Genomic DNA, 21,304 nt, shown 5'->3' with positions numbered 1-21,304 from the left:
CGAGATGCTAGGTTCCGCAGGGAAAACTTATTGTATATTTCAGGGAGCTTTGGCGTGGAAAAATTCGGAAAAAGCCAGTCGGTCACACGGGTTGAGGATGTCCGGTTTTTGACCGGTCAGGGACGGTATGTAGACGATATCGCGCCAAAAGGGGCTCTTCATGCTTATGTGTTTCGGTCGTCGGTGGCGCACGGGGTGATCTCCGAGCTTGACGTGAGCGAGGCGGCAGCAGCCCCGGGCGTGCATCTGGTATTTACGTGCGCCGATCTCGAAGCAGCCGGTGTCGATATTGCCATAAGTGGAGCCGCGATAAAAAATCGTGATGGCACCAACGCGGCTGCGCCGATGCGCCCTATGCTGGCGCGCGACCGTGTGCGTTTCGTGGGCGAGCCTGTGGCGATGATTGTTGCGCAAACATACGAGCAGGCCCGTGATGCGGCCGAGCTGATCATATTTGACGTAGACGAGTTGCCGGCCAAAATGGACACAGCGCGCGGCGGCGAGGCGGTCCATGCAGAGGCGGCAGACAATTGTGCCTTCGACTGGGGTATGGGCGACGAGGCGGCGACAGAAGCCGCGTTCAAGGCAGCAGCGCGGACTGTGGCCCTTGATGTGTCGGACAACCGGATCATCGTCAACAGCATCGAGCCGCGCGGCTGTTACGCAGAATGGGATGGCACGCGTCTGCATCTTGCGAACAACGGGCAGGGCGTTTGGGTGCATAAAAACAATCTGGTTAAGGCGTTCGGCCTTGAGGACGAGAATGTAAGGGTTACCAATCCCGATACGGGTGGTGCATTCGGCATGAAATCGATGTCGTATCACGAGTATTTCCTGATCAGCCATGCCGCGCGGGTGTTGGGTAAGCCGGTGCGCTGGATGTCCGAGCGCACCGAGGCCATGCTAAGCGACAATGGCGGGCGTGATCTCACCTCGCTGGCGGAGCTGGCGTTTGATGCCAACAACAAGATTACGGCCTACCGCGTGACCTCCAAATGCAACCTGGGGGCGTACAACAGCCAGTTTGGGCAATACATCCAGACACAGCTTTTCAGCCGTGTGTTGGCGGGGGTCTATGACGTCAAGACAACGTGGTTGCAGGTGGAGGGCTACTACACCAACACCGTGCAGGTCGATGCATACCGCGGTGCGGGGCGACCAGAGGCGATTTATGTGCTTGAGCGGATTATGGACCGTGCAGCGCGGGAGCTGGGAATTGATCCGCTGGAGCTGCGGCGCATCAACTTTATCAAGCCCGAGCAGTTTCCTTATGCTGCCGCCACCGGCGAGACCTATGATGTGGGCGATTTCAACAAGGTGCTGACACGCGGCGCGCAGGAGGCGGATGTTGCTGGGTTTGCGGCACGCAAAGCGGCGGATGCAAAGCGCGGAATGCTGCGCGGATCAGGGATTTGTTATTACATCGAGAGTATCCTCGGAGACCCGAGCGAAGGGGCAAAGGTTAATTTCCTTGAGGATGGTACAGTGGAGATTCTGGTAGGCACACAGTCAGGCGGGCAAGGGCACGAGACTGTCTACGCCAAGTTTTTGAGTGATCAGACGGGAATTCCTGCAGACAGAATCATCGTTGTGCAGGGCGATAGCGACCGGATCAAAACAGGTGGCGGTACAGGCGGGTCGCGATCTGTAACAACGCAGACAAATGCAACGCTGGCCACTGTCGCTGTGATCAAGGATGCGTTCACCGCATTTCTGGCGGAGGAGATGGGCGTACCTGCCACCGAGATCAGCTTTGACGACGAGCGGTTCCGTGCGGAGGGAAGTAACCTCACGCCCACCATGCTGGAGGTAGCGGATATGGCCCGCGAAAAGGGGCGCGACGATCTGCTGAGCCATCACGAACGCGCTACACTTGAGGGGCGCAGCTTCCCCAACGGGGTGCATTTCTGCGAGGTTTTAATTGACCCCGAAACGGGAATCGTAACCACCGATCGCTATACAGTTGTTGACGATTTCGGCAATCTGATCAATCCATTGCTGGCGGAGGGTCAGGTGCATGGCGGTGTGGTGCAAGGCATCGGGCAGGCCTTGCAGGAGCGTGTCGTCTATGACGAAGACGGGCAGCTTCTCACAGCTTCGTTTATGGATTACGCCATGCCACGTGCACAGGATGTACCGTTCATCGCCTTCACCAGTGAGCCCGTCCCTTCCACAGCCAATATAATGGGGATGAAGGGCTGCGGCGAGGCAGGCACGGTTGGCGCGCTGGCGGCGGTATCGAACGCCGTGCAGGATGCGCTGTGGGATCATGGGGTACGTCAGGCGGATATGCCGTTTACGCCGCATAAAGTTTGGGAGTTGCTGCAAGGTGAGGCCATCGCGGCAGAGTAATAGACAGGGTGACCTGGAAAACAGATATCTGAGGCGGCTGTTCGGCCGCCTCTGGCATCGCCCATCCCCCCTGACAGGGGAGGGTGGTGATACCGGCAGTAATGCGGGTGGGATGCGCAACGAGAGGCCTGAGCGCAGGGCGCAAACGCATCTGATAATCCTCGATGGCACCATGTCATCGCTCGGCGAGGGGGCTGAGACGAACGCGGGCCTGCTCTACCGGCTGGCGCAGGAAGTGGGACCGCGGATTTCGATCTATTACGAGCCTGGGCTGCAATGGAGCGACTGGCGCTCACTGCGCGATGTATGCACCGGGCGCGGCATAAACCGCCAGATAAAGCGCGCTTATGGCTACCTTTCATCACGCTATCGCGTGGGAGACCGGATTTATCTTATAGGCTACTCGCGGGGTGCTTATGCTGTACGGTCGCTTGCAGGGGTGATCGACCGTTTGGGATTGCTGCGTAGTGACTGCGCGACCGAGCGTAACATACGACAAATCTACCGCCATTATGAAGGCAATCCTGACGGGCAGGCAGCGCGATTTTTCGCCCGTACGCATTGCCACACCGAAGTACCCATCGAGATGATCGGCGTCTGGGATACCGTCAAATCGTTAGGGATCAATGCGCCTATTCTGTGGCGGTTGAGCGTATCGCGTCATGCGTTTCACAATCATGCGTTGGGGCGTGGGGTGAAACGCGGCTTTCACGCGCTGGGCCGTGACGAAACCCGCGTCGCTTATCGCCCTGTGCTATGGGACAGCGACCCAGCGCTTCAGCAAAAGATAGAGCAGGTCTGGTTCCGCGGCAGTCACGGGGATGTGGGCGGGCAGTTGGGCGGGCGCCACGCGGCAAGGCCATTGGCGAATATTCCTCTGGTGTGGATGTTGGAACAGGCGCAGGCGGCAGGACTGCCTCTTCCAGCAAGCTGGGAAGAAAGATTTGCCCAAGACGTGTCCGCCCCTTCGATCGGAACTTGGGTTGGAATCGGCCGCTTTCTGATGACGCGACGCAGGCGGGTGGTGGGACGCGACCCGTCAGAGCGCCTGCATCACAGTATCGGCGGGAACGAAATAGCCTCATCAGATATAGTGGTGAAAGTCGCATCTGGCGGTTGAGCGGTTTTTGAAAATCTGCAATGTCCTGAAAGATATTCGCTCTCTCCTCCCGAACGCTACCAGTCATGAGCTATCTTTTTCTAAATGCGTATTAGGTGATTTTCATGATGATGCATGTGGTTGACCCTGTTGCATAAAGTTTGCCATCCTCGACGCCTCTGATCTCGCCGTGCGCAACGCCCGTCGAACGGCCCGCATGGTCAATCACGCCGGTGCAATCGATTTCCATTCCCAGCGGGATAGAGCGAAGAATGTTCACCTTGTATTCCAGCGTCGTATAGACCGAACCGCGCGGAACCATGGTCATCACTGCACAGGCCATCGCCGAGTCCAGCAATGTGCCGTACCAGCCACCGTGAACGGTTCCCATCGGGTTTGTGACGTTGAATTCGGGCGCGCCACGAAACACGCAGCGCCCTTCCTCGACGCTGTGAAGTGTGTAGCCCATTGTGGCGCCAATGGGCGGACCGGCGTTGGTGCCATCGAGAATCTTTTGCATGAACTCAAGCCCCGACAGCGCAAGCGCTTCGGTTGGGGACAGAAGATCATCGGGAGAGAGGGCGCGGCGTGGCATAGGATGGCTCCGGCTGGATATATTTAGGTCCAGCCTAGAGCCGTTTTGCGCAGGCGTGCAAGGTGTTACGCCACGTTTGAAAGAGCAGACTGCGGTGTAACGCCTAGCGCGCGGCAGACCGTGCGCGTCAGGTCGGGGCGGTTGAGCGTGTAAAAGTGCAGGCTATCCACACCTTCATCGACCAGATCACTACAGAGCTCGGAGCAAAGCGATGTCGACAGCAGTTCGGTCCTGCCGTCACGCTCGGCGGCGCGGTACGCTTCGTCCAGCCATGCTGGAATTTTCGTGCCACAGCGGATCGCGAACTTGCGCGCCGAGGCCCAGTTCGTGACAGGAAGGATTCCCGGAACAATAGGTTTATCGATGCCAGCAGCGGCGCATTGGTCGCGGAAGCGGAGAAACTGCTCCGGCTCGAAGAAGAACTGCGTGATCGCCTCATGGGCACCAGCGTCAAACTTGCGCTTGAGGTACTGGATATTTGCATGCTGGCTTGTCGCATCCGGGTGGCAATCGGGGTAGGCGCCGACACGGATGGTGAACTTATCAAGCAGTGCAAGCGCCTCGATCAACTCTACGGAGTTTTTGAAGCCCTCCGGATGGGGGGTAAAGGTTGTCTCGTCGTTTTGGGGGTCACCGCGTAGGGCGACGATTTCAGTGACACCGGCGGCGTGAAATTTTTCAGCTTCGGCCAGTGTTTCTGCGACCGAGGCACCAACGCAGGTCAAATGGGCAGACACCGGCAGCCCCGACGTGCGGCGCAGAACATGCGCGGCATCCTTGGTCAGGTCACGAGTGGTACCGCCAGCACCATATGTAACCGAGAAAAAGCGCGGCGCGAGCGGAGCAAGTGCCTGAGCCGTATCCCACAGCTTGAACGCGGCATCGACGGTTTTGGGCGGGAAAACTTCGAATGAGACAGCGGGGGTTGTCATGGTGCAAATCCTTACTTGGTTGCCCTCTTGTCGCATGAAGAGAGATGTGAAACAAATTCATAACTTTCATCTTGAACATGAGTTCCGCCTCATAAGGAAGATTCTGCCATGCATATCGAATTCCGACATCTCCGCACAATTCAGGCGATCCACCGTGCGGGGGGATTGGCGCGGGCGGCAGAGATGATGAACATTACCCAAAGCGCGCTGAGCCATCAGGTCAAAGGGTTGGAAGATCAAGCGGGGGTCGAGCTGTTCGTGCGCCGCTCCAAGCCGCTCAAGTTGTCGCCGGCAGGGCAACGGCTGTTGAAGCTGGCCGAGCAGGTATTGCCGCAAGTGGCAGCCCTGCAAGAAGAATTCAGCGGATTGCGGGAGGGGAGTACGGGGCGGATGCACATAGCCATTGAGTGCCACGCCTGCTTTGAGTGGCTGTTTCCTGTGCTGGAGCAATTCCGCCGCAGCTTTGGCGAAGTGGATGTAGACATCAGGCCGGGGTTGGCCTTCGACGCGCTGCCTGCTCTGCTGCGCGAGGAGGTCGATCTGGTCGTATCCTCAGATCCAGAGGAGATCGCGGGCGTAGAGTTTATCGAACTGTTCGACTACCGCGCGGTTTTCGTCGCAGCGAGCACGCATCCTTTGGCACAAAAAGAGTTTGTCGAGGCGGAGGATTTTCGCGACCAGACGCTTATCACCTATCCGGTCGAGCGCTCGCGGCTGGATGTCTTCAGCCAGTTGCTGATTCCCGCGAAGGTCGAGCCTGCAAGCATCCGTCAGGTAGAACTGACGGCGGTAATCTTGCTGCTGGTGGCATCAAATCGAGGGGTTTCGGTGCTGCCCGACTGGGTGGTGCGCGAAGTCAAATATTCGTCCGACTACGTGACGCGGCAACTCACCAAAGACGGCGTGACACGCAGGCTTTATGCAGCGATCCGTAGTGATGATCGCGAAAAGCCGTTTATGCAGGAGCTGCTTGCGCTGGCGGGCACAGAGGCGCGCAAATTACAGGCGGTGTAATCGCTGTGCAGGTGGAGCCTGAGTACAGCGAGGAAAATGAAGCGATAGGTTGCGCGCCACCTGTTGCGGCGGCGCGCAGCACTATGGTTTAGATCACTTTTACCATGGCTTTGCCGGTGTTGCCGCCAGTCAGGAGTTTGATGAAGGCATCAGGGGCATTCTCCAATCCTTCGGTGATATCTTCCTGAACCTTTACGGAGCCATCGGCAATCATCGGGCCAACTGCTTTGTGGAAATCGCCCATGCGGTTCCAGTGGTTGGAGATGATAAAGCCGTTCACGCTCAGGAAATTGACCAGAATGGTACGCCACAGTTTGGGGGCCGTAAGGGTTTTTTCGATGGCATCTGCGCCAAGACCGCCCTCGTTGTACCATGAGATCATGCCGCAAATCGGGATGCGGCCATGCGGGTTCATTAGAGGCATTACCGCTTCGAGGACTTTGCCGCCGACGTTTTCGAAATAGATATCAACGCCCTTTGGAGCCGCTTCTTTGAGTGCCGTGCGCAGATCGGCGGCGCTTTCGTAGGCGCGGTGATCAAGGCAGACGTCAAAGCCAAAGTGCTCGACCGCCATCTTGCATTTCGCTGCACCACCGGCGATCCCGACGGTGCGCAGGCCCATGGATTTCGCGATCTGGCCCACCATCGAGCCGACCGGCCCGGTGGCCGCTGCTACAACAAGTGTTTCGCCGGATTTCGGTTTGCCGAGTTCCGTCAGACCGTACCATCCTGTCAGGCCGGGCATACCCAGTACGCCAAGTGAGTAGGTGATAGGGGCAGTGGCGGGATCAACCTTTGCCAATCCGGCAGCGGGCGCTACAGCGTGTGTAGCCCAGCCAAAGCCACCCATGACGAATTCGCCCACTTCAAAACCTTTTGCGTTCGACGCGATGATCTCACCTACGGAGCCACCTTCCATTTTGCCGTCTACCGGAATGTTTGCAGCATAGGATTTTGCGTCGTCCATGCGCCCGCGCATGTAGGGGTCGAGCGACATATAATGTACGCGCACGAGGACTTCGCCTTCGGCGGGGGTCGGTACAGGATGCTCTTCAAGGCGGAAGTTTTCGAGGGTGGGAGCCCCGTCGGGGCGACTGGCGAGGACGATTTGTTTCATTATGTCGGACATGGTATTCTCCTATGGTTCGCGGGCACGGTATCGCAGTTGTACTGCCTTACAAGGGGCACGCAGCGTCACAGCTTTTCTGCTGGCCCTTGGCAATCCGAGCGCCACGGCCTAAGAGGGCGGAAATCCACTTTGAAAAAGGCCGTTTTGACATGGTAGGCAGTGCAAATCTTAACATCATGATCAAGGCTGCGCGCAAAGCGGGGCGCGCGCTGGTCAAGGACTTTCGCGAGGTCGAGCAGCTTCAGGTTTCGATGAAGGGTGCAGGCGATTTTGTGAGCCGTGCCGACATAAATGCCGAGAAGATCATTAAAGACGAGTTGCGAACCGCCCGCCCCACCTATGGCTGGATCGCCGAGGAGGGTGGCGCCGAAGAGGGTGAAGACCCCACGCGCCGCTGGATCGTAGACCCGCTGGATGGCACCACGAATTTCTTGCACGGTTTGCCGCACTGGGCGATTTCCATCGCTCTGGAGCATAAGGGGCAGGTTGTGGCCGGTGTAATTTTTGACGCAGCCAAGGAAGAGATGTTTTTCGCCGAAAAAGGCGCTGGTGCGTGGATGAATGACAGCCGCTTGCGCGTGTCGGCGCGCCATAAGATGATCGAGTCGATCTTTGCCACCGGTATTCCGTTCGGAGGCCGGTCGGACCTTCCCGCGACTTTGCAAGATATAGCACGTCTTGCGCCCTCGTGTGCTGGCATACGGCGCTGGGGGGCGGCGTCCCTCGATCTCGCGTATGTCGCGGCAGGACGTTACGAGGGGTTTTGGGAGCGTCGTTTGAACTCCTGGGATCTGGCGGCTGGCGTGATCATCGTGCGCGAGGCTGGCGGTCTGGTGGAGCCGATCAATCCGCAGGGCGATATACTTGCCAATGGTGAGATTATTGCATCAAACGAGCAGGTTTTCAGCGGATTTGCCAAGCTTGTGCGCGGCTAGCCGCTATTTTCTTTTGACCTTTGGCATGGCGTAGCGCGCAGGTGGATGCGGAGGGTGGCCGTGTGTTTTGTCCCAGAACACAGGCCCGCCCAAGCGGAGCCAGAGCGGCAAAGCCAGGAAAATCCCCGAGACAAAGCCGCCTGCATGGGCCCAATATGCAACGCCGCCGGTGTCCGGCGTAGCGCCCAAGCCGCCGATAAACTGCATCATGAACCATACCATCAGCATGATCCATGCAGGGATCGGGAAAATCTTTACGAAAAACAGAATGTCGATGCGCGCCTTGGGGAAAAGTAGCAGGTAGCCGCCCATGATACCCGCAATCGCGCCCGAGGCACCGACAGTAGGCACATAGGACAGTGGATCTGCGATGACATGTGCATAGCCGGAAAGCATGCCGGCCATGAGGTAGAAGGCCAGATAACGCAGATGGCCCATCCTATCCTCGATATTGTCACCAAAAATCCAAAGAAACAGCATATTGCCCGCAATATGCGCCCATCCTGCATGCAAGAATTGTGAGGTCAGCAGGCCTGCGTAGCCATCACCGCCGGTCACACGGCGCGGCAGCAAGGCGTAGTCATAATAGACCTGCGCCAAGGCCCGCTCATCGCCCGAAATGGGCAGCATGCTGAGGAATATCCCGATATTTGCGGCCATCAGCGCATAGGTCACATAAGGAACGCGGCCGGACGGGTTATGATCGCGGATAGGAAACATAGTCGGCACGTTCCGCGATCGGCTGTGGCTGGTCAAGAGTGTAAGTAGGGGATTTATAAGTAATTCTAAACGCTTGGCAGTGGGTATGCGCTCCGGCAGCCGGATGGCCTGAAGGGGTGCAGTCAAATTGAGTTTAAAGGGAAAAATTAAAAACAGTGGCAGGCGGGCCAGCTTCCTGCTGAAAGGAAGCTGGCGTTTACGTGTCAGGCAGAGGCACCCAGTAGGGCTGCATTTCCGCCAGATGCAGTAGTATCGACACAGACGTGGCGTTCGAGCCTGACGCGTGCGGTGTCTGGCAATCCACGCAGCAGGGGTATAATCGGGCCCGTCCGCTTGGCGAGTGCCTGATCATAGCTGCGCGCGCTTTCCTCGTCGCCCCACCAGATCACCCCCCCATAATCGGGACCTGTCGCCAGTGCATCTGGCGGTATCGCACCCTTTGTGACGACCGCGATACCGCCCAATGCCTCGACGGCACGCATTTGCGCTGCGGCTGTTTCGGCTGTCGGTCCGAGGCAGAGCAAGGCCGCGCGGGGCAGGGTAGAGAGGCGGTTGCTCTCGCCGGTAGGGCCGGGAAGAGACAGTGTGTCGAGGGTTTGCAAGGCCTCATTATGAACGGGAAGTGCTGGCAGCGTGCCGGTTGTGTCCCAATAAGCAGAGATGTCAGCAAGGTCAGGCGCAGAGAATCGCGGCAAATAGTTCGGTCCACCCGCTTTTGGGCCGGTCCCTGACAATCCCTCGCCGCCGAAAGGTTGGGAGCCTACAATGGCGCCAATCTGGTTGCGGTTAATATAGATATTACCTGCGGTGATCCGCTCGGATACGTGCTGTACCCGATCGTCGATGCGGGTGTGCAGGCCGAAGGTCAGGCCGTAGCCAGTGGCATTGATCGCGTCGATGACGCGGTCAAGCTCGCCAGCTTTAAAAGTGGCCATGTGCAGGACAGGGCCAAAGATTTCACGCTCCAGATCAGCGATACCGCTGATCTTCAGGATGGTGGGCGCAATGTAGGTACCCTCGGCCGGTGTGGGGAGTTCAGCGATGAGGCGACCCTCCTCGCGGGCAATTGCGATATGATCGGCGATGCCCTTGCGCGCTGTCTCGTCGATAACTGGCCCCACATCGGTGCTCAGCTGCCACGGGTCGCCCATTTCGAGGGCCTGCATGGCGCCGATAAGCATGTGCCTGATGCTGTCTGCGATGTCTTCCTGAACGTAGAGGCAGCGCAGGGCTGAGCATCGTTGACCAGCGGATTGGAAGGCGCTTTCGACGATGGCCTGCACGGCCTGTTCGGGGAGGGCGGTGCTGTCCACGATCATGGCGTTGAGGCCACCTGTTTCAGCGATGAGTGGCGTGCCCGGATCGCAGTGGTCGGCCATAGCAGTGCGGATGCGTTGCGCGGTGCCTGTGGATCCGGTGAAGGCCACACCCTTGATCCGGCTGTCGGAAGTTAGTGCCGCACCGATATCGCCTCCACCCGGCAAAAGCTGAAGGGCGCTGACTGGTACACCGGCCTCGTGCAGGAGCTTAACTGCCATATGAGCGATCAGGGGCGTTTGCTCCGCCGGTTTGGCGAGAACGGCATTGCCTGCCGCGAGCGCTGCGCTGATCTGGCCCATGAATATCGCAAATGGAAAGTTCCATGGTGATATGCAGGTAAACACGCCTGCAGGGGGCATATTGGTCGCCTGAGCTGAGTAATAGCGCAGGAAGTCGACGCCTTCGCGCAGTTCGGCCACACAATCCGGCAGTCCTTTGCCTGCCTCACGGGTCAGCAGGGCAAAGATTTCGCCAAAGCGTTCCTCGTAGATGTCGGCGGCGCGTAACAATGCTTTGCGGCGCTCTTCGAGCGGGGCAGCCCAAGGCGTCGCAGCATCAAGTGCCTGCGCCACATCTGCTGGTGTAGCAGGGTGTACGGTGCCGAGCGAGGTGGCGCCGGTCGGATTTTGCACGGCCTGCGCCGCGCCGCCTTTTGAACCGCCGACGATAAGTGGCGTCGCGGTCCAGGTCGCATCGGCAAAGGGCGCACGGGCTTTTTCGATTTCAGTCAGCGTCGGCGTATGTGCGAGATCAAAGCCGCGGGCATTCGCGCGCAGGGGCCGAAAGATTTCTGGACCACGCGGAATAACCGGAATTGATTCCTGAAGCTTGGAGAACGGATCGGCGGCGACCTCTTCCGGGGCCACATCCTCGTCTACGATCTGGTTTACGAAGCTGGAATTGGCACCGTTTTCAAGCAGGCGGCGTACCAGATAGGCAAGTAGATCCTTATGTGCACCCACAGGGGCATAAATGCGGCAGCGGCTACCGAATTTTTTCAGCACGATGTTATGCAGGGTCTCACCCATACCGTGCAGACGCTGGAATTCATAGGTTTCCTTGTCGCTGCCCATGTGCAGAACGGCGGCGACAGTGTGGGCGTTATGGGTCGCAAACTGGGGATAGATGCGATCGGTCATCCCCAGCAGCTTGCGCGCATTCGAGATGTAGCTGACATCGGTAGCGGCTTTGCGAGTGAAGACAGGAAAGCCGTCTATGCCCTCAACCTGTGCGCGCTTGATCTCGGTGTCCCAGTAGGCGCCCTTCACCAATCTGACCATGATGCGGCGGTCGTGGCGGACCGCCATATCATAGAGTGCGTCGATGGTGGCGGCAGCGCGGGGTCCATAGGCTTGAACCACAATGCCGAAGCCGTCCCAACCGGCGAGTGCGGGCTCCGCCATCACAGCATTGACTACATCGAGCGAAAGGCCAAGGCGGTCGGCCTCTTCTGCATCCACGTTCAGGCCCATGCCGGCGGATTTGGCAAGCAGGCACAACGCACGGAGGCGCGGGACGAGATCCTTCATCACGCTTGCTTCCTGAGCGACCTCATATCGGGGGTGCAGGGCGGAGAGCTTTACAGAGATGCCGGGGTTTTTGCGAATGTCATCATGCGTGCAGGCGCGTGCGATAGAAGAAATCGCGTCAGAATAGCTTAGGTGATAACGGCGGGCATCGCCTTCGGTACGTGCAGCTTCGCCCAGCATGTCATAGGAATAGGTGAAGCATTTTGCCTCCATTCCGGCCGCACGTTTCATCGCTTTGTGAATGTCTTCGCCCAGCACGAACTGGCGACCCATTTCTTTCATGGCACGGGCAACGGCAGTGCGGATCACAGGTTCGCCCAAGCGTTTGATTGCGGCGCGCAAATGGCGCACGGGACCAGGCTGTGCATCATCCAGAACGCGGCCCGTCAGCATGAGCGCCCAAGTGGAGGCGTTCACCATCGTAGAGGTGGAATGACCCAAGTGGCGACCCCAGTCGGAGGGCGCAATCTTGTCCTCGATCAGCGCATCCATGGTATCGGCGTCTGGCACGCGCAACAGTGCCTCTGCGAGACACATCAGCGCCACGCCCTCATCTGTTGAAAGCCCATATTCGGCGAGGAATACTTCCATCATACCGGGGGCGGTCGTGCCGCGAATGTCGCGGACAAGGCCAGCGGCCACAGAGGTGATATCTTTGCGATCCTGCGCGGACAAATTCGCAGTCTCGATCAAGGTGACCAGCACGCTTTCGGGTTCGGCATAGGTGCTCGCGTCGATGGTTGCGCGCAAGGAGGAGGAGGTGTCACGGGCCATTTGGTAACTCCATCAATGGTATTTTTCTAGTGTATTGCAGAATTCGCAGGCATGTTGACTTAAGATGCCCTGATTGCAGGGCGGATTGTGTTATTAAGGGTAAATTTATGGCGCAAAACACTTCTGACCTCGACCAGTTCGATCAGGCGATTCTTGCAAAGCTGGCCGAGGACGGGCGTATCAGTATTACCGACCTGTCAAAGCGGATTGGATTGTCGAAATCACCGACACAGGCGCGGTTGCGACGGCTGGAAGAAAACCGCGTGATTTTGGGCTATCGTGCGATGCTCAATCCGATCCGTCTGGGGCTGGATCATGTTGCATTTGTCGAGGTGCGCCTGACAGACACCCGCGAGGCGGCACTGGCGGCATTTAACGCTGCTGTTTTACGGGTACCACAGATCGAGCAAGCACATATGATTGCGGGTAATTTCGACTATCTGCTGAAGGTTCGCACGCGTGATATGAACAGCTATCGCGCCTTTTTGGGGGATACGATTTCTGCGCTGCCGCACGTGGCATCCACCTCAACCTACGTCGCGATGGAAGCCGTGAAGGAAGTGATGTTGTCTGACGGTACATAATATCAGGACTTGACGCAGAGGTAAGGCGCGCCATCCTATTTAGCATGCGTTTTCTTTTTGCCTTAGCCGTCATGGTCGGCCCCGCCTTTTCCACTGTAGTTTCGGCACAGGAGTGTCCCGCTGCGCCCGATGTAAGTGCGGAGATGGAAGGCTTGTTTGCGCAGGCGCAGGCGGCATCGGATTTCCGCGAGGGGCAGGCAGCGTCGGATGCGATGTGGAAGGTCTGGCTGCGGGCACCTGACGAGGCTGCGCAGGCGGTGCTTGATCGGGGAATGGCCGCGCGCTCAAGCTATAACTTTGTCGATGCTTACAGCGAATTTACGCGTTTGACCGAATATTGCCCCGACTATGCCGAGGGCTGGAACCAGCGGGCCTACATCGCATTTCTGCGCGAGGATTATGACGCAGCGTTGACGGATCTTGATCGTGCATTGGCGCTTCAGCCGCGCCATGTGGCAGCACAATCGGGACGGGCGCTCACGCTGATGAACTTGGGGCGGATCGCGGAGGCGCGCCAACAGATGCTGGAGGCTGTGGCCAATAATCCGTGGCTATCGGAAAAAGCGTTGCTGGCAAAAGGTGCCCCTTTGGGCGACACCGGCCAAGACATTTGAGTTAATTGAACCGTGCCATATTTACACCCGCGCATTGCTTTGTATGGTGCGGGCAGTGCGGGCGTGGTGGAATGGTAGACACACCAGACTTAAAATCTGTTGGGCGTATGCCCGTGGGGGTTCAAGTCCCCCCGTCCGTACCACAATAATTCAGCAAGACTTATGTGTTTCCTTTTGGACTTTCCGGGATGGTCGCACGGATTTATTCCGGTCGTCATTTTTGTCAGCGGTTACGCTGCGTCTTTGATAAGCAGTGTTTATGCATGAAGCGTCACAATGGTCAGAAGGCAGGCCACTTGGGCTTGCCCTCGCCTGTGTCAGTCCCGCTTGCCTGCGAATTTCTCCGCCCATTCCTCGCGCTGTTCGTCTGTGATCTTGGCAAACAACACCTCAGGCACTTCGAACACATGGCCCGCAGGCAGCTGGGCTACTGCGGCTGGAACATCGTTGGGCCAGCCTGCGTCGCTAACCTTCATGCCAGCAAGCATTTTCTCAGCAGCGTCGGGGATGAAGGGGGCAGCCAGAGTGGCGTAGAGCGGAATCAGGTTGAGCGCGAGGCGGGTTTGGGCCGCCGCAGTATCCGGATCGGTTTTGAAGGTTGTCCACGGCGCTTGAGCTTGTAGATATTCATTGCCCGCGGCCCAGATGGCGCGCAATTCTGCGGCTGATTTACGGACTTCCATGGCGTCCATAAGCTCGGCGTACTTCGCAACGCGGGTGGTCAGATCGGCGATGAGGGTATTCTCGGCATCGCCGTATTCGCCCGCCGATGGTACCGCTTCGCCGAACTTGGAACGGCAGAATTTGGTGATGCGGCTGACAAAGTTGCCCAGAACATCGGCAAGATCCTTGTTCGTGTCGGTTTGGAAGGCTTCCCACGTGAATTCTGCGTCGGACGTTTCTGGTGCGTGGGACAGTAGCCACCAGCGCCAGTAGTCGGCTGGCAGAATCTCCAAAGCCTGATCCATAAAAACGCCGCGCCCGCGCGAGGTCGAGAACTGGCCTCCATCATAATTGAGGTAGTTGAACGATTTGATGTAATCGACCAGCTTCCAAGGCTCGTTCGAGCCCATGATCGTGGCGGGGAAGCTGAGGGTGTGGAAGGGGACGTTATCCTTGCCCATAAACTGGGTGTAGCGGACGTCATCCGCACCTTTGTCGGTGCGCCACCAGCGCTCCCAATCAGCACCCTTACCTGCATCCACCCATTCCTGCGAACAGGCAATGTACTCGATGGGCGCATCGAACCATACATAGAACACCTTGCCCTCCATCCCCGGCCACGCTGCATCGCCGCGTTTGACGGGCACGCCCCAGCTAAGGTCGCGGGTAATGCCGCGGTCTTGTAGGCCGTCTCCATCGTTCAGCCATTTCTTCGCAATTGAAGTGGTGAGGACGGGCCAGTCGGTTTTGGAATTGATCCAGTCGCCCAAGCGGTCCTTCATCTTTGACTGTTTGAGAAACAGGTGCTTGGTGGCGCGCATTTCCAGATCGGTAGCGCCCGATACGGTCGAGCGGGGGTTGATCAGGTCTTCGGGATCAAGCTGTTTGGTGCAGTTGTCGCACTGATCTCCGCGTGCGTCCTCGAACCCGCAATTGGGGCAGGTCCCCTCGACATACCGGTCTGGAAGGAAGCGGCCATCGGTCTCGCTGTAAATCTGCGATTGCTCGACTTCTTCAATCAGGCCCTCATCGGCCAGTGCACCGGCAAAATGCTGTGTCAGGCGCTTGTTTTGCTCCGAGGAGCTGCGCCCGAAGTGATCAAAGCTGAGACCGAAGCGGGTGGCGATATCGGCCTGCACGGCGTACATTTCCGCACAATATTCTTCGACCGGTTTGCCTGCCTTCGCGGCGGCAAGTTCTGCGGGGGTGCCATGCTCGTCGGTGGCGCACAGGAACAACACTTCGTTCCCGCGGCCGCGCAGGTAGCGGGCATAGAGGTCGGCGGGAAGCTGGCTGCCCACAAGGTTTCCGAGGTGTTTGATCCCGTTGATATAGGGAATGGCAGAGGTGATCAGGTGACGGGTCATGATGGGGCGCCTTTACTTGTGTTGAAGCTGCTTTAGCAGGGGCGCGCCGTAGCTTCCAGCCTGTTCAATCCTTCGGTGCTGTGTCGCGGCTGCGCCCTGTAAGCCTGCCCACAACAAAGCTGGTGCGCAGTGAATTGATATAGCGGGTGCGGCGGCGCGGGCTTCGGCCTGCGCGCATACGGACGATACCGAATACGATCAGCACCGCGTGCCCAAGTGCCAACATTATAAACATCGACTGCGGTCCATAATTGTCGATCAGCACGGACGCGCCATAGGGTGCTGCGATGGCACCCATGGCGAACCAGAACATCAGCGCTGCCGACAGCTCGACCCGTTCGTCTGAGGAGGCAAAGTCATGGGCATGGGCGGCTGCGACCGAATAGATAGGGAAGGTGGTCAGGCCGAAGATACCCGAAGAAAGCAGGATGCCAGCAACACCCCAGCCTGTAGTCTGCATCGTGAACACGCAACTGCCGATGGCTGCAACCGACAGCCAGATTAGTACTTTTCTGCGATCGTATTTATCCGCCAGCCAACCGATTGGAAACTGCGCGATTGCTCCGCCGATCACAAAGCACGCCAGAAACCACGCGATCTGCCCTGCCGTCAGTGCCATTTCCTGTCCATAGATGGGCCCGACCATTCGGAAAGATGCGCTCGACAGGGCGGCGACAATCACACCCGCGACAGCAAGGGGGGACCGGCTATAGGCCAGCGCGGGGCGCAGGCGCGGGGACTTTGGCGTCTCTGGCTGCTCGGCGGTTGTGAGGGTGATGGGCAGCAGCGCGGCGCAACACAGAATGGCCAGCACATTGTAAGAGATGTAATCAGCAGGTGCGAGGATGCCGATGATCCCTTGCGCCGCGAGGCTGCCGGTCATGTCGACCATACGGTAGGTGCCCATTGCGCGGCCGCGTGTCTCATTGGTAACTTTTGCCTGGAGCCACGCTTCGACCACCGTATAGCATCCCGCGACACACAAGCCCGAGGCCACGCGCATCAGCGCCCATGCGTAGGGATCAATCACCATCATATGCGCAATGAGGCCGATGCTGCCTGCTGCGGTAAAGGCCGCAAATGCGCGGGAGTGGCCCACCGAGCCCAGCAGGCGTGGAGCGAACCAGCAGCCGATGAAAAAACCGAAGAAATGCGCGGAGCCCAGCATCCCGATTTCCTGCCGCGAAAACCCCAGCTCGGAGCCCGACAGCACGTCGAGCGGGCCAACCCCACCGGAGGAGAGTTGTAGAAGGACGACCGAGAAAAACAGCGCCGCGAAAGAGATCATTAATCGCATGCTGCGATCTTGTGCGCATTTGCAAAGCGATGGACAGCGAAAACCGACAGGGTGGCGTCGCGGAGCGCTGAAAATATGTGCCGCGCCGCGAATGTCGGTTGCATGGCGCTGGGACGGGCGTAGTTTGCGGCGAAATAAGGATGAGAGGATATTGCGATGCAAATGACGAAACTGGGCCGCACCGATATCGAGGTATCGAAGTTCTGCCTCGGCTCCATGACATGGGGCACGCAGAACACTGCCGCCGAAGGACATGCGCAAATCGACTATGCGTTGGCTAATGGCATCAACTTTGTCGATACTGCCGAGATGTATCCCGTCAACCCGCTGAGCGCAGAGACGCAAGGGCGCACCGAAGAGGTGATCGGCGAATGGTTTGCCAAGGGGGGCAAACGTGCCGATATGGTTCTGGCGACCAAACATTCCGGCAATGGCATTGAATACGTGCGGGAGGGCAAGGACTTTACCGCAGAGTCCATCCCGCTGGCGCTTGAGGGATCACTCAAGCGGCTCAAAACCGATTATGTCGATCTATACCAGTTTCACTGGCCCAACCGCGGCAGTTATATGTTTCGCAAGAACTGGACTTTTGATCCGTCTTCGCAGAACCGCGCGGAAACGATCCAGAATATCGAGGACTGTCTGGGAGCCCTGCAGATCGAGGTGGACAAGGGCCGTATCCGCGCCTTTGGCATGAGTAACGACAGTGCTTGGGGGCTGACGCAGTGGGCCAATGCGGCGGAGCGCGTCGGCGGACCGCGCATTGCCACGGTGCAGAATGAATATTCGCTGATGTGCCGTTTGGCCGACACGGATGTCGCCGAGGTGTGTCACAACGAGGATATTGGCATGTTGTCCTTCTCGCCGCTGGCTGCGGGCTTGCTCACGGGGAAATATCAGAGGGGCGAAGTGCCGGAGGGGTCGCGGATGTCACTCAACGGAGAGTTGGGCGGGCGCAAGACGCCGCGTGCGTTTGAGGCGGTGGATGCCTATCTGGGGGTGGCAAAAAAACACGGGCTGGATCCGGTCCAAATGGCAATGGCCTTCGTGCGTGACCGCCTGTTCATGGCCAGTGCGATTTTCGGCGCGACCAGTTTGGAACAGCTGAAGCGGATCATCGCGGGCGCCGACCTGGTGTTGGGCGAGGAGGTGATGGCCGATATAGATGCAGCCCACCGTGCGCATCCGATGCCTTACTAACCGCAGCTTGGGCCAAACACGACATCGGATGGCCGCATTAGGGGATGGAAATGTGCCATCCCCTCGCGCAGTATCGCGCAAAATATCAGGGAGTTTGCCATGCCACTTACCATGAACCGCGAGGTGTTCATCACCTGTGCCGTAACCGGATCGGGCGCCACACAAGACCGTAGCCATCATGTGCCACGCTCGCCTGAGCAGATTGCCGAAAGCGCGATACTGGCTGCAAAAGCGGGGGCGGCGGTGGTGCATTGCCATGTGCGCGACCCTGAAACGGGCGCGCCAAGCCGTGACGTAGCGCTCTACCGTGAGCTGACGGAGCGGATCCGTGACAGCGATACTGATGTGGTGCTGAACTTGACTGCTGGTATGGGAGGCGACATCGTATTTGGCGGAGTTGAGGCCCCCATGGACGTCAACACCGATGCCACCGATATGGTGGGCGCCACCGAGCGGATGGCCCATATCGCCGAATGCCGTCCCGAAATTTGCACGCTCGATTGCGGAACTATGAATTTCGCCGAGGCCGACTATGTGATGACCAACACGCCCGGTATGTTGGTGGCTATGGGCCAGATGATGACCGATCTGGGTGTGAAGCCCGAGATCGAGGCTTTTGACACAGGCCATCTGTGGTACGCTAAGCATCTCGTAGAGCAGGGTATTATCGACAGTCCCGCACTGGTCCAGTTGTGTATGGGCGTGAAATGGGGCGCGCCTGACGATCTCAACACCTTTATGGCGATGGTAAACAATGTGCCCCATGACTGGACGTTTTCGGCATTCGGGCTGGGCCGTAACCAGATGGCCTATGTCGCGGCATCCGTGCTGGCAGGCGGACATGTGCGCGTGGGCCTTGAGGACAACCTGTGGCTTGATCGTGGTGTTCTGGCTGAAAACCACCAATTGGTCAGCCGCGCACGCGGAATTATCGAAGCGATGGGTGCGCGCCTGATCGGACCACAGGATGTGCGCGAGCGGTTGGGGTTGCAAAAGCGTATGCCGAAATGAGATTTTTTTTCGTGGGCACGGTAATGCTGGCGCTGGGCGCCTGCGCCGCGAATCCGCCCAAGGTTACGACTCTTCAAGGGTACCGCGACCCGGATGCGTTGATCGGTGTAACCTCCCGTTTCGAGGATGCGAAATTTGACGGGCTCTGGTACGTGCGGGCGCAGTTCGATCCGGGTGTGCCGAAATTATCGTTTCGTCTGACCCCGACGTCTATGCGTCTGGGGGCGCCTGTCTGTGATGTATCGGGCCTGTGTGGCGAGGTGGCCGAAGATCTTGCCTTGCGGCGCAACGGCAAGGGGCGCTTTACCGTTACAATGCCCAGCGGCGAGGCGCGGGAGTTTTGGGTCTTGTGGGTGGACGAGGGGTTTCGCACTGCGGTGCTGGGCAATCGCGATGGCACATTTGGCTGGATCGTGGACCGCAGCACCACGGGCGGCGCAGACCGGATCGCGGCTGCCCGCGAAATACTGGACTTCAACGGGTATGATGTACGCAAGCTGAGGATGATGAAATGAGCAAAACGGCTGCGATTATTGGTGGAGGAGTCATCGGGGGCGGCTGGGCTGCGCGCTTCTTGCTCAACGGGTGGAATGTGTCGGTGTACGATCCCGACCCGCAGGCGCAGCGCAAAATAGCTGAGGTACTGTCAAATGCGCGGCGCTCCCTGCCGGGCCTGACCGATGTTGCGCTGCCTCTCGAAGGGACGCTGACGTTTTGCGACACGATTGCGCAGGCGGTTGCAGGGGCCGTCTGGATCCAAGAAAGCGTGCCGGAACGGTTGGACATCAAGCACGCGACACTGGCGCAGATACAGGCGGCTTGCGACGCGGATGCGTTCATCGGCTCCTCCACCTCGGGTTTTAAGCCGACAGAATTGCAGCGGGGCGCGTTGCGGCCTGAACAAATCATGGTCGCGCATCCGTTCAACCCTGTATACCTTCTGCCGTTGGTCGAGGTTGTTGCTACGAATATGGTCATAGATCGCGTTGCTTCAGCCAAGGCGATTCTTTCCTCGCTGGGGATGTACCCGCTGCACCTTAAAAAGGAGATCGACGCCCATGTGGCCGACCGTCTGCTAGAGGCTGTCTGGCGCGAGGCGTTGTGGCTGGTAAAGGATGGCATCGCCACGACAGAGGAGATCGACGATGCTATCCGCTACGGCTTTGGCATTCGCTGGGCGCAGATGGGTCTGTTCGAGACGTACCGTGTGGCGGGAGGCGAGGCTGGAATGAAGCATTTTATGGCGCAATTCGGGCCCGCATTGAAGTGGCCGTGGACAAAGTTGATGGATGTGCCCGACTTCAACGACGCGCTTGTTGATCTGATCGCAGGACAGTCGGACGCGCAATCGGGCATGCATGCCATCCGTGATCTGGAACGTATTCGTGACAACAATCTGGTGAGCATGCTGCGGGCCCTCAAAGCGCAGGATTGGGGCGCTGGTGCACTGATCAACGCGCAGGAGGCCGCAATGCGGGCGGGAACTGTGCACGGTGCTGTCGCGGCTGATCTGGATCCTGCCCAACTGGTGGAGACCGCGCACCGCACGGTGCCGCTCGACTGGACGGATTACAACGGGCACATGACGGAATCGCGTTATCTGCAGGCCTTTGCCGATGCCACGGACAGGTTCATGACTATCATCGGCTGTGATGCTGCATATATCAAAACCGGTGGCAGCTATTTCACCGCCGAAACCCATATACGCCACATCGACGAGGTCCATGCTGGTGCTTTAATCACCATACGGACCCGTGTGGTGCTGGGAGAAGGCAAGAAAATGCATTTGTTCCACGAGATGCACGAGGGCGACAGGCTGTTGGCCACAGGCGAGCATTTTCTGCTCCACGTAAGCCTTGAGACCCGCAAACCCACAGCACCGGTACCGCAGATCGAGGCGGCATTGATGCGGATTGCAGCGGGTCACGCGCAATTGCCGCTCCCTGCGGGAATTGGACGGGCCATCGGCGCACCACGGTGAAAAAGCGGGGCCAGTTGAAGGTTCGGCTTTTGGCAGTCGGAAATAATTGCGCAGGTGCGCGCTTATCTTTTGGCGCATAGATCTGTGGCTGGTCATGGCGGGGCGCGGTCTTGATGAGATCTTTTTCAACAAACCCAATCGGGGCTTTGTCTGTCCGATGAAAACCGCGCTGGCGGCGTGAAGGAATT

Annotated in this window: 17 protein-coding genes and 1 tRNA gene; 11 read left to right on the top strand and 7 right to left on the bottom strand. The window is 58.4% G+C overall.

Translation table 11 applies throughout. The features are described from left to right. Positions 1 to 54 precede the first annotated feature (54 nt). Complete coding sequence (locus C8N30_RS02260) at positions 55 to 2,352, top strand: xanthine dehydrogenase family protein molybdopterin-binding subunit (RefSeq protein WP_025062872.1); 2,298 nt, start codon at positions 55 to 57, stop codon at positions 2,350 to 2,352. A gap of 112 nt (positions 2,353 to 2,464) precedes the next feature. Then, complete coding sequence (locus C8N30_RS02255; RefSeq protein ID WP_025062871.1) at positions 2,465 to 3,472, top strand: DUF2235 domain-containing protein; 1,008 nt, start codon at positions 2,465 to 2,467, stop codon at positions 3,470 to 3,472. A 91-nt stretch (positions 3,473 to 3,563) separates the two neighbouring features. Here the strand turns inward: C8N30_RS02255 and C8N30_RS02250 are convergent, their stop codons facing one another. Next, positions 3,564 to 4,046, bottom strand: a complete 483-nt coding sequence (locus tag C8N30_RS02250; protein ID WP_025062870.1) for a PaaI family thioesterase — start codon at positions 4,044 to 4,046, stop codon at positions 3,564 to 3,566. Positions 4,047 to 4,111: 65 nt separating this feature from the next. Continuing rightward, positions 4,112 to 4,978, bottom strand: a complete 867-nt coding sequence (gene metF, locus C8N30_RS02245; RefSeq protein WP_025062869.1) for a methylenetetrahydrofolate reductase [NAD(P)H] — start codon at positions 4,976 to 4,978, stop codon at positions 4,112 to 4,114. 108 nt (positions 4,979 to 5,086) lie between these two features. Between metF and C8N30_RS02240 the strand changes: the two genes are divergently transcribed. After that, positions 5,087 to 5,992, top strand: coding sequence for a LysR family transcriptional regulator (locus C8N30_RS02240; protein ID WP_025062868.1), 906 nt, complete (start codon positions 5,087 to 5,089; stop codon positions 5,990 to 5,992). Between the two features lie 88 nt (positions 5,993 to 6,080). On the opposite strand, the gene C8N30_RS02235 is transcribed toward C8N30_RS02240, so the two are convergent. After that, positions 6,081 to 7,121: an NADP-dependent oxidoreductase gene (locus C8N30_RS02235; protein WP_025062867.1), complete on the bottom strand. Its 1,041-nt coding sequence runs from the start codon at positions 7,119 to 7,121 to the stop codon at positions 6,081 to 6,083. Positions 7,122 to 7,270: 149 nt separating this feature from the next. Here C8N30_RS02235 and C8N30_RS02230 point away from each other — a divergent pair, with 149 nt between their 5' ends. Continuing rightward, positions 7,271 to 8,056 (top strand): inositol monophosphatase family protein, encoded by a 786-nt coding sequence (locus C8N30_RS02230; protein ID WP_025062866.1) that lies wholly within the window; start codon positions 7,271 to 7,273, stop codon positions 8,054 to 8,056. Between the two features lie 3 nt (positions 8,057 to 8,059). Here C8N30_RS02230 and C8N30_RS02225 read toward each other — a convergent pair whose 3' ends face one another. Continuing rightward, the gene (locus C8N30_RS02225; RefSeq protein WP_025062865.1) at positions 8,060 to 8,776 is read right to left on the bottom strand and encodes a rhomboid family intramembrane serine protease; all 717 of its coding nucleotides are present in this window, start codon (positions 8,774 to 8,776) and stop codon (positions 8,060 to 8,062) included. A 203-nt stretch (positions 8,777 to 8,979) separates the two neighbouring features. After that, complete coding sequence (putA, locus tag C8N30_RS02220; RefSeq protein WP_025062864.1) at positions 8,980 to 12,399, bottom strand: bifunctional proline dehydrogenase/L-glutamate gamma-semialdehyde dehydrogenase PutA; 3,420 nt, start codon at positions 12,397 to 12,399, stop codon at positions 8,980 to 8,982. A 107-nt stretch (positions 12,400 to 12,506) separates the two neighbouring features. Between putA and C8N30_RS02215 the strand changes: the two genes are divergently transcribed. The 3 genes from C8N30_RS02215 (at position 12,507) to C8N30_RS02205 (ending at position 13,740) form a co-directional block, all read left to right on the top strand. Continuing rightward, on the top strand, positions 12,507 to 12,983 hold the full coding sequence (locus C8N30_RS02215) for an Lrp/AsnC family transcriptional regulator (protein WP_025062863.1): 477 nt from the start codon (positions 12,507 to 12,509) through the stop codon (positions 12,981 to 12,983). Between the two features lie 44 nt (positions 12,984 to 13,027). Next, a complete protein-coding gene (locus C8N30_RS02210; RefSeq protein ID WP_025062862.1) occupies positions 13,028 to 13,597 on the top strand; it encodes a tetratricopeptide repeat protein in 570 nt (189 codons plus the stop codon). A 57-nt stretch (positions 13,598 to 13,654) separates the two neighbouring features. Continuing rightward, positions 13,655 to 13,740, top strand: a tRNA-Leu gene (locus C8N30_RS02205). A 174-nt stretch (positions 13,741 to 13,914) separates the two neighbouring features. On the opposite strand, the gene metG is transcribed toward C8N30_RS02205, so the two are convergent. Continuing rightward, positions 13,915 to 15,627 (bottom strand): methionine--tRNA ligase, encoded by a 1,713-nt coding sequence (metG, locus tag C8N30_RS02200; RefSeq protein ID WP_025062861.1) that lies wholly within the window; start codon positions 15,625 to 15,627, stop codon positions 13,915 to 13,917. A 64-nt stretch (positions 15,628 to 15,691) separates the two neighbouring features. Then, positions 15,692 to 16,924 (bottom strand): MFS transporter, encoded by a 1,233-nt coding sequence (locus tag C8N30_RS02195; protein ID WP_025062860.1) that lies wholly within the window; start codon positions 16,922 to 16,924, stop codon positions 15,692 to 15,694. Between the two features lie 156 nt (positions 16,925 to 17,080). On the opposite strand from C8N30_RS02195, the gene C8N30_RS02190 reads away from it, so the two are divergent. The 4 genes from C8N30_RS02190 to C8N30_RS02175 all read left to right on the top strand — a co-directional run bounded on the left by C8N30_RS02190 (position 17,081) and on the right by C8N30_RS02175 (position 21,116). Next, entirely contained in the window at positions 17,081 to 18,124 is a 1,044-nt protein-coding gene (locus tag C8N30_RS02190) for an aldo/keto reductase (RefSeq protein ID WP_025062859.1), read from the top strand. A gap of 99 nt (positions 18,125 to 18,223) precedes the next feature. Further along, positions 18,224 to 19,135 (top strand): beta-keto acid cleavage family enzyme, encoded by a 912-nt coding sequence (locus C8N30_RS02185; protein ID WP_025062858.1) that lies wholly within the window; start codon positions 18,224 to 18,226, stop codon positions 19,133 to 19,135. Then, positions 19,132 to 19,650, top strand: a complete 519-nt coding sequence (locus C8N30_RS02180; RefSeq protein WP_025062857.1) for a lipocalin family protein — start codon at positions 19,132 to 19,134, stop codon at positions 19,648 to 19,650. The genes C8N30_RS02185 and C8N30_RS02180 overlap by 4 nt, the downstream gene beginning before the upstream one ends. After that, the gene (locus C8N30_RS02175) at positions 19,647 to 21,116 is read left to right on the top strand and encodes a carnitine 3-dehydrogenase (RefSeq protein ID WP_025062856.1); all 1,470 of its coding nucleotides are present in this window, start codon (positions 19,647 to 19,649) and stop codon (positions 21,114 to 21,116) included. The genes C8N30_RS02180 and C8N30_RS02175 overlap by 4 nt, the downstream gene beginning before the upstream one ends. Positions 21,117 to 21,304 lie beyond the last annotated feature (188 nt).

Source organism: Sulfitobacter guttiformis, from assembly GCF_003610455.1.
GTDB lineage: Bacteria > Pseudomonadota > Alphaproteobacteria > Rhodobacterales > Rhodobacteraceae > Sulfitobacter > Sulfitobacter guttiformis.
The sequence above is the reverse complement of the archived record's forward strand: the minus strand, read 5'-3'. Positions and strand labels throughout refer to the sequence as shown.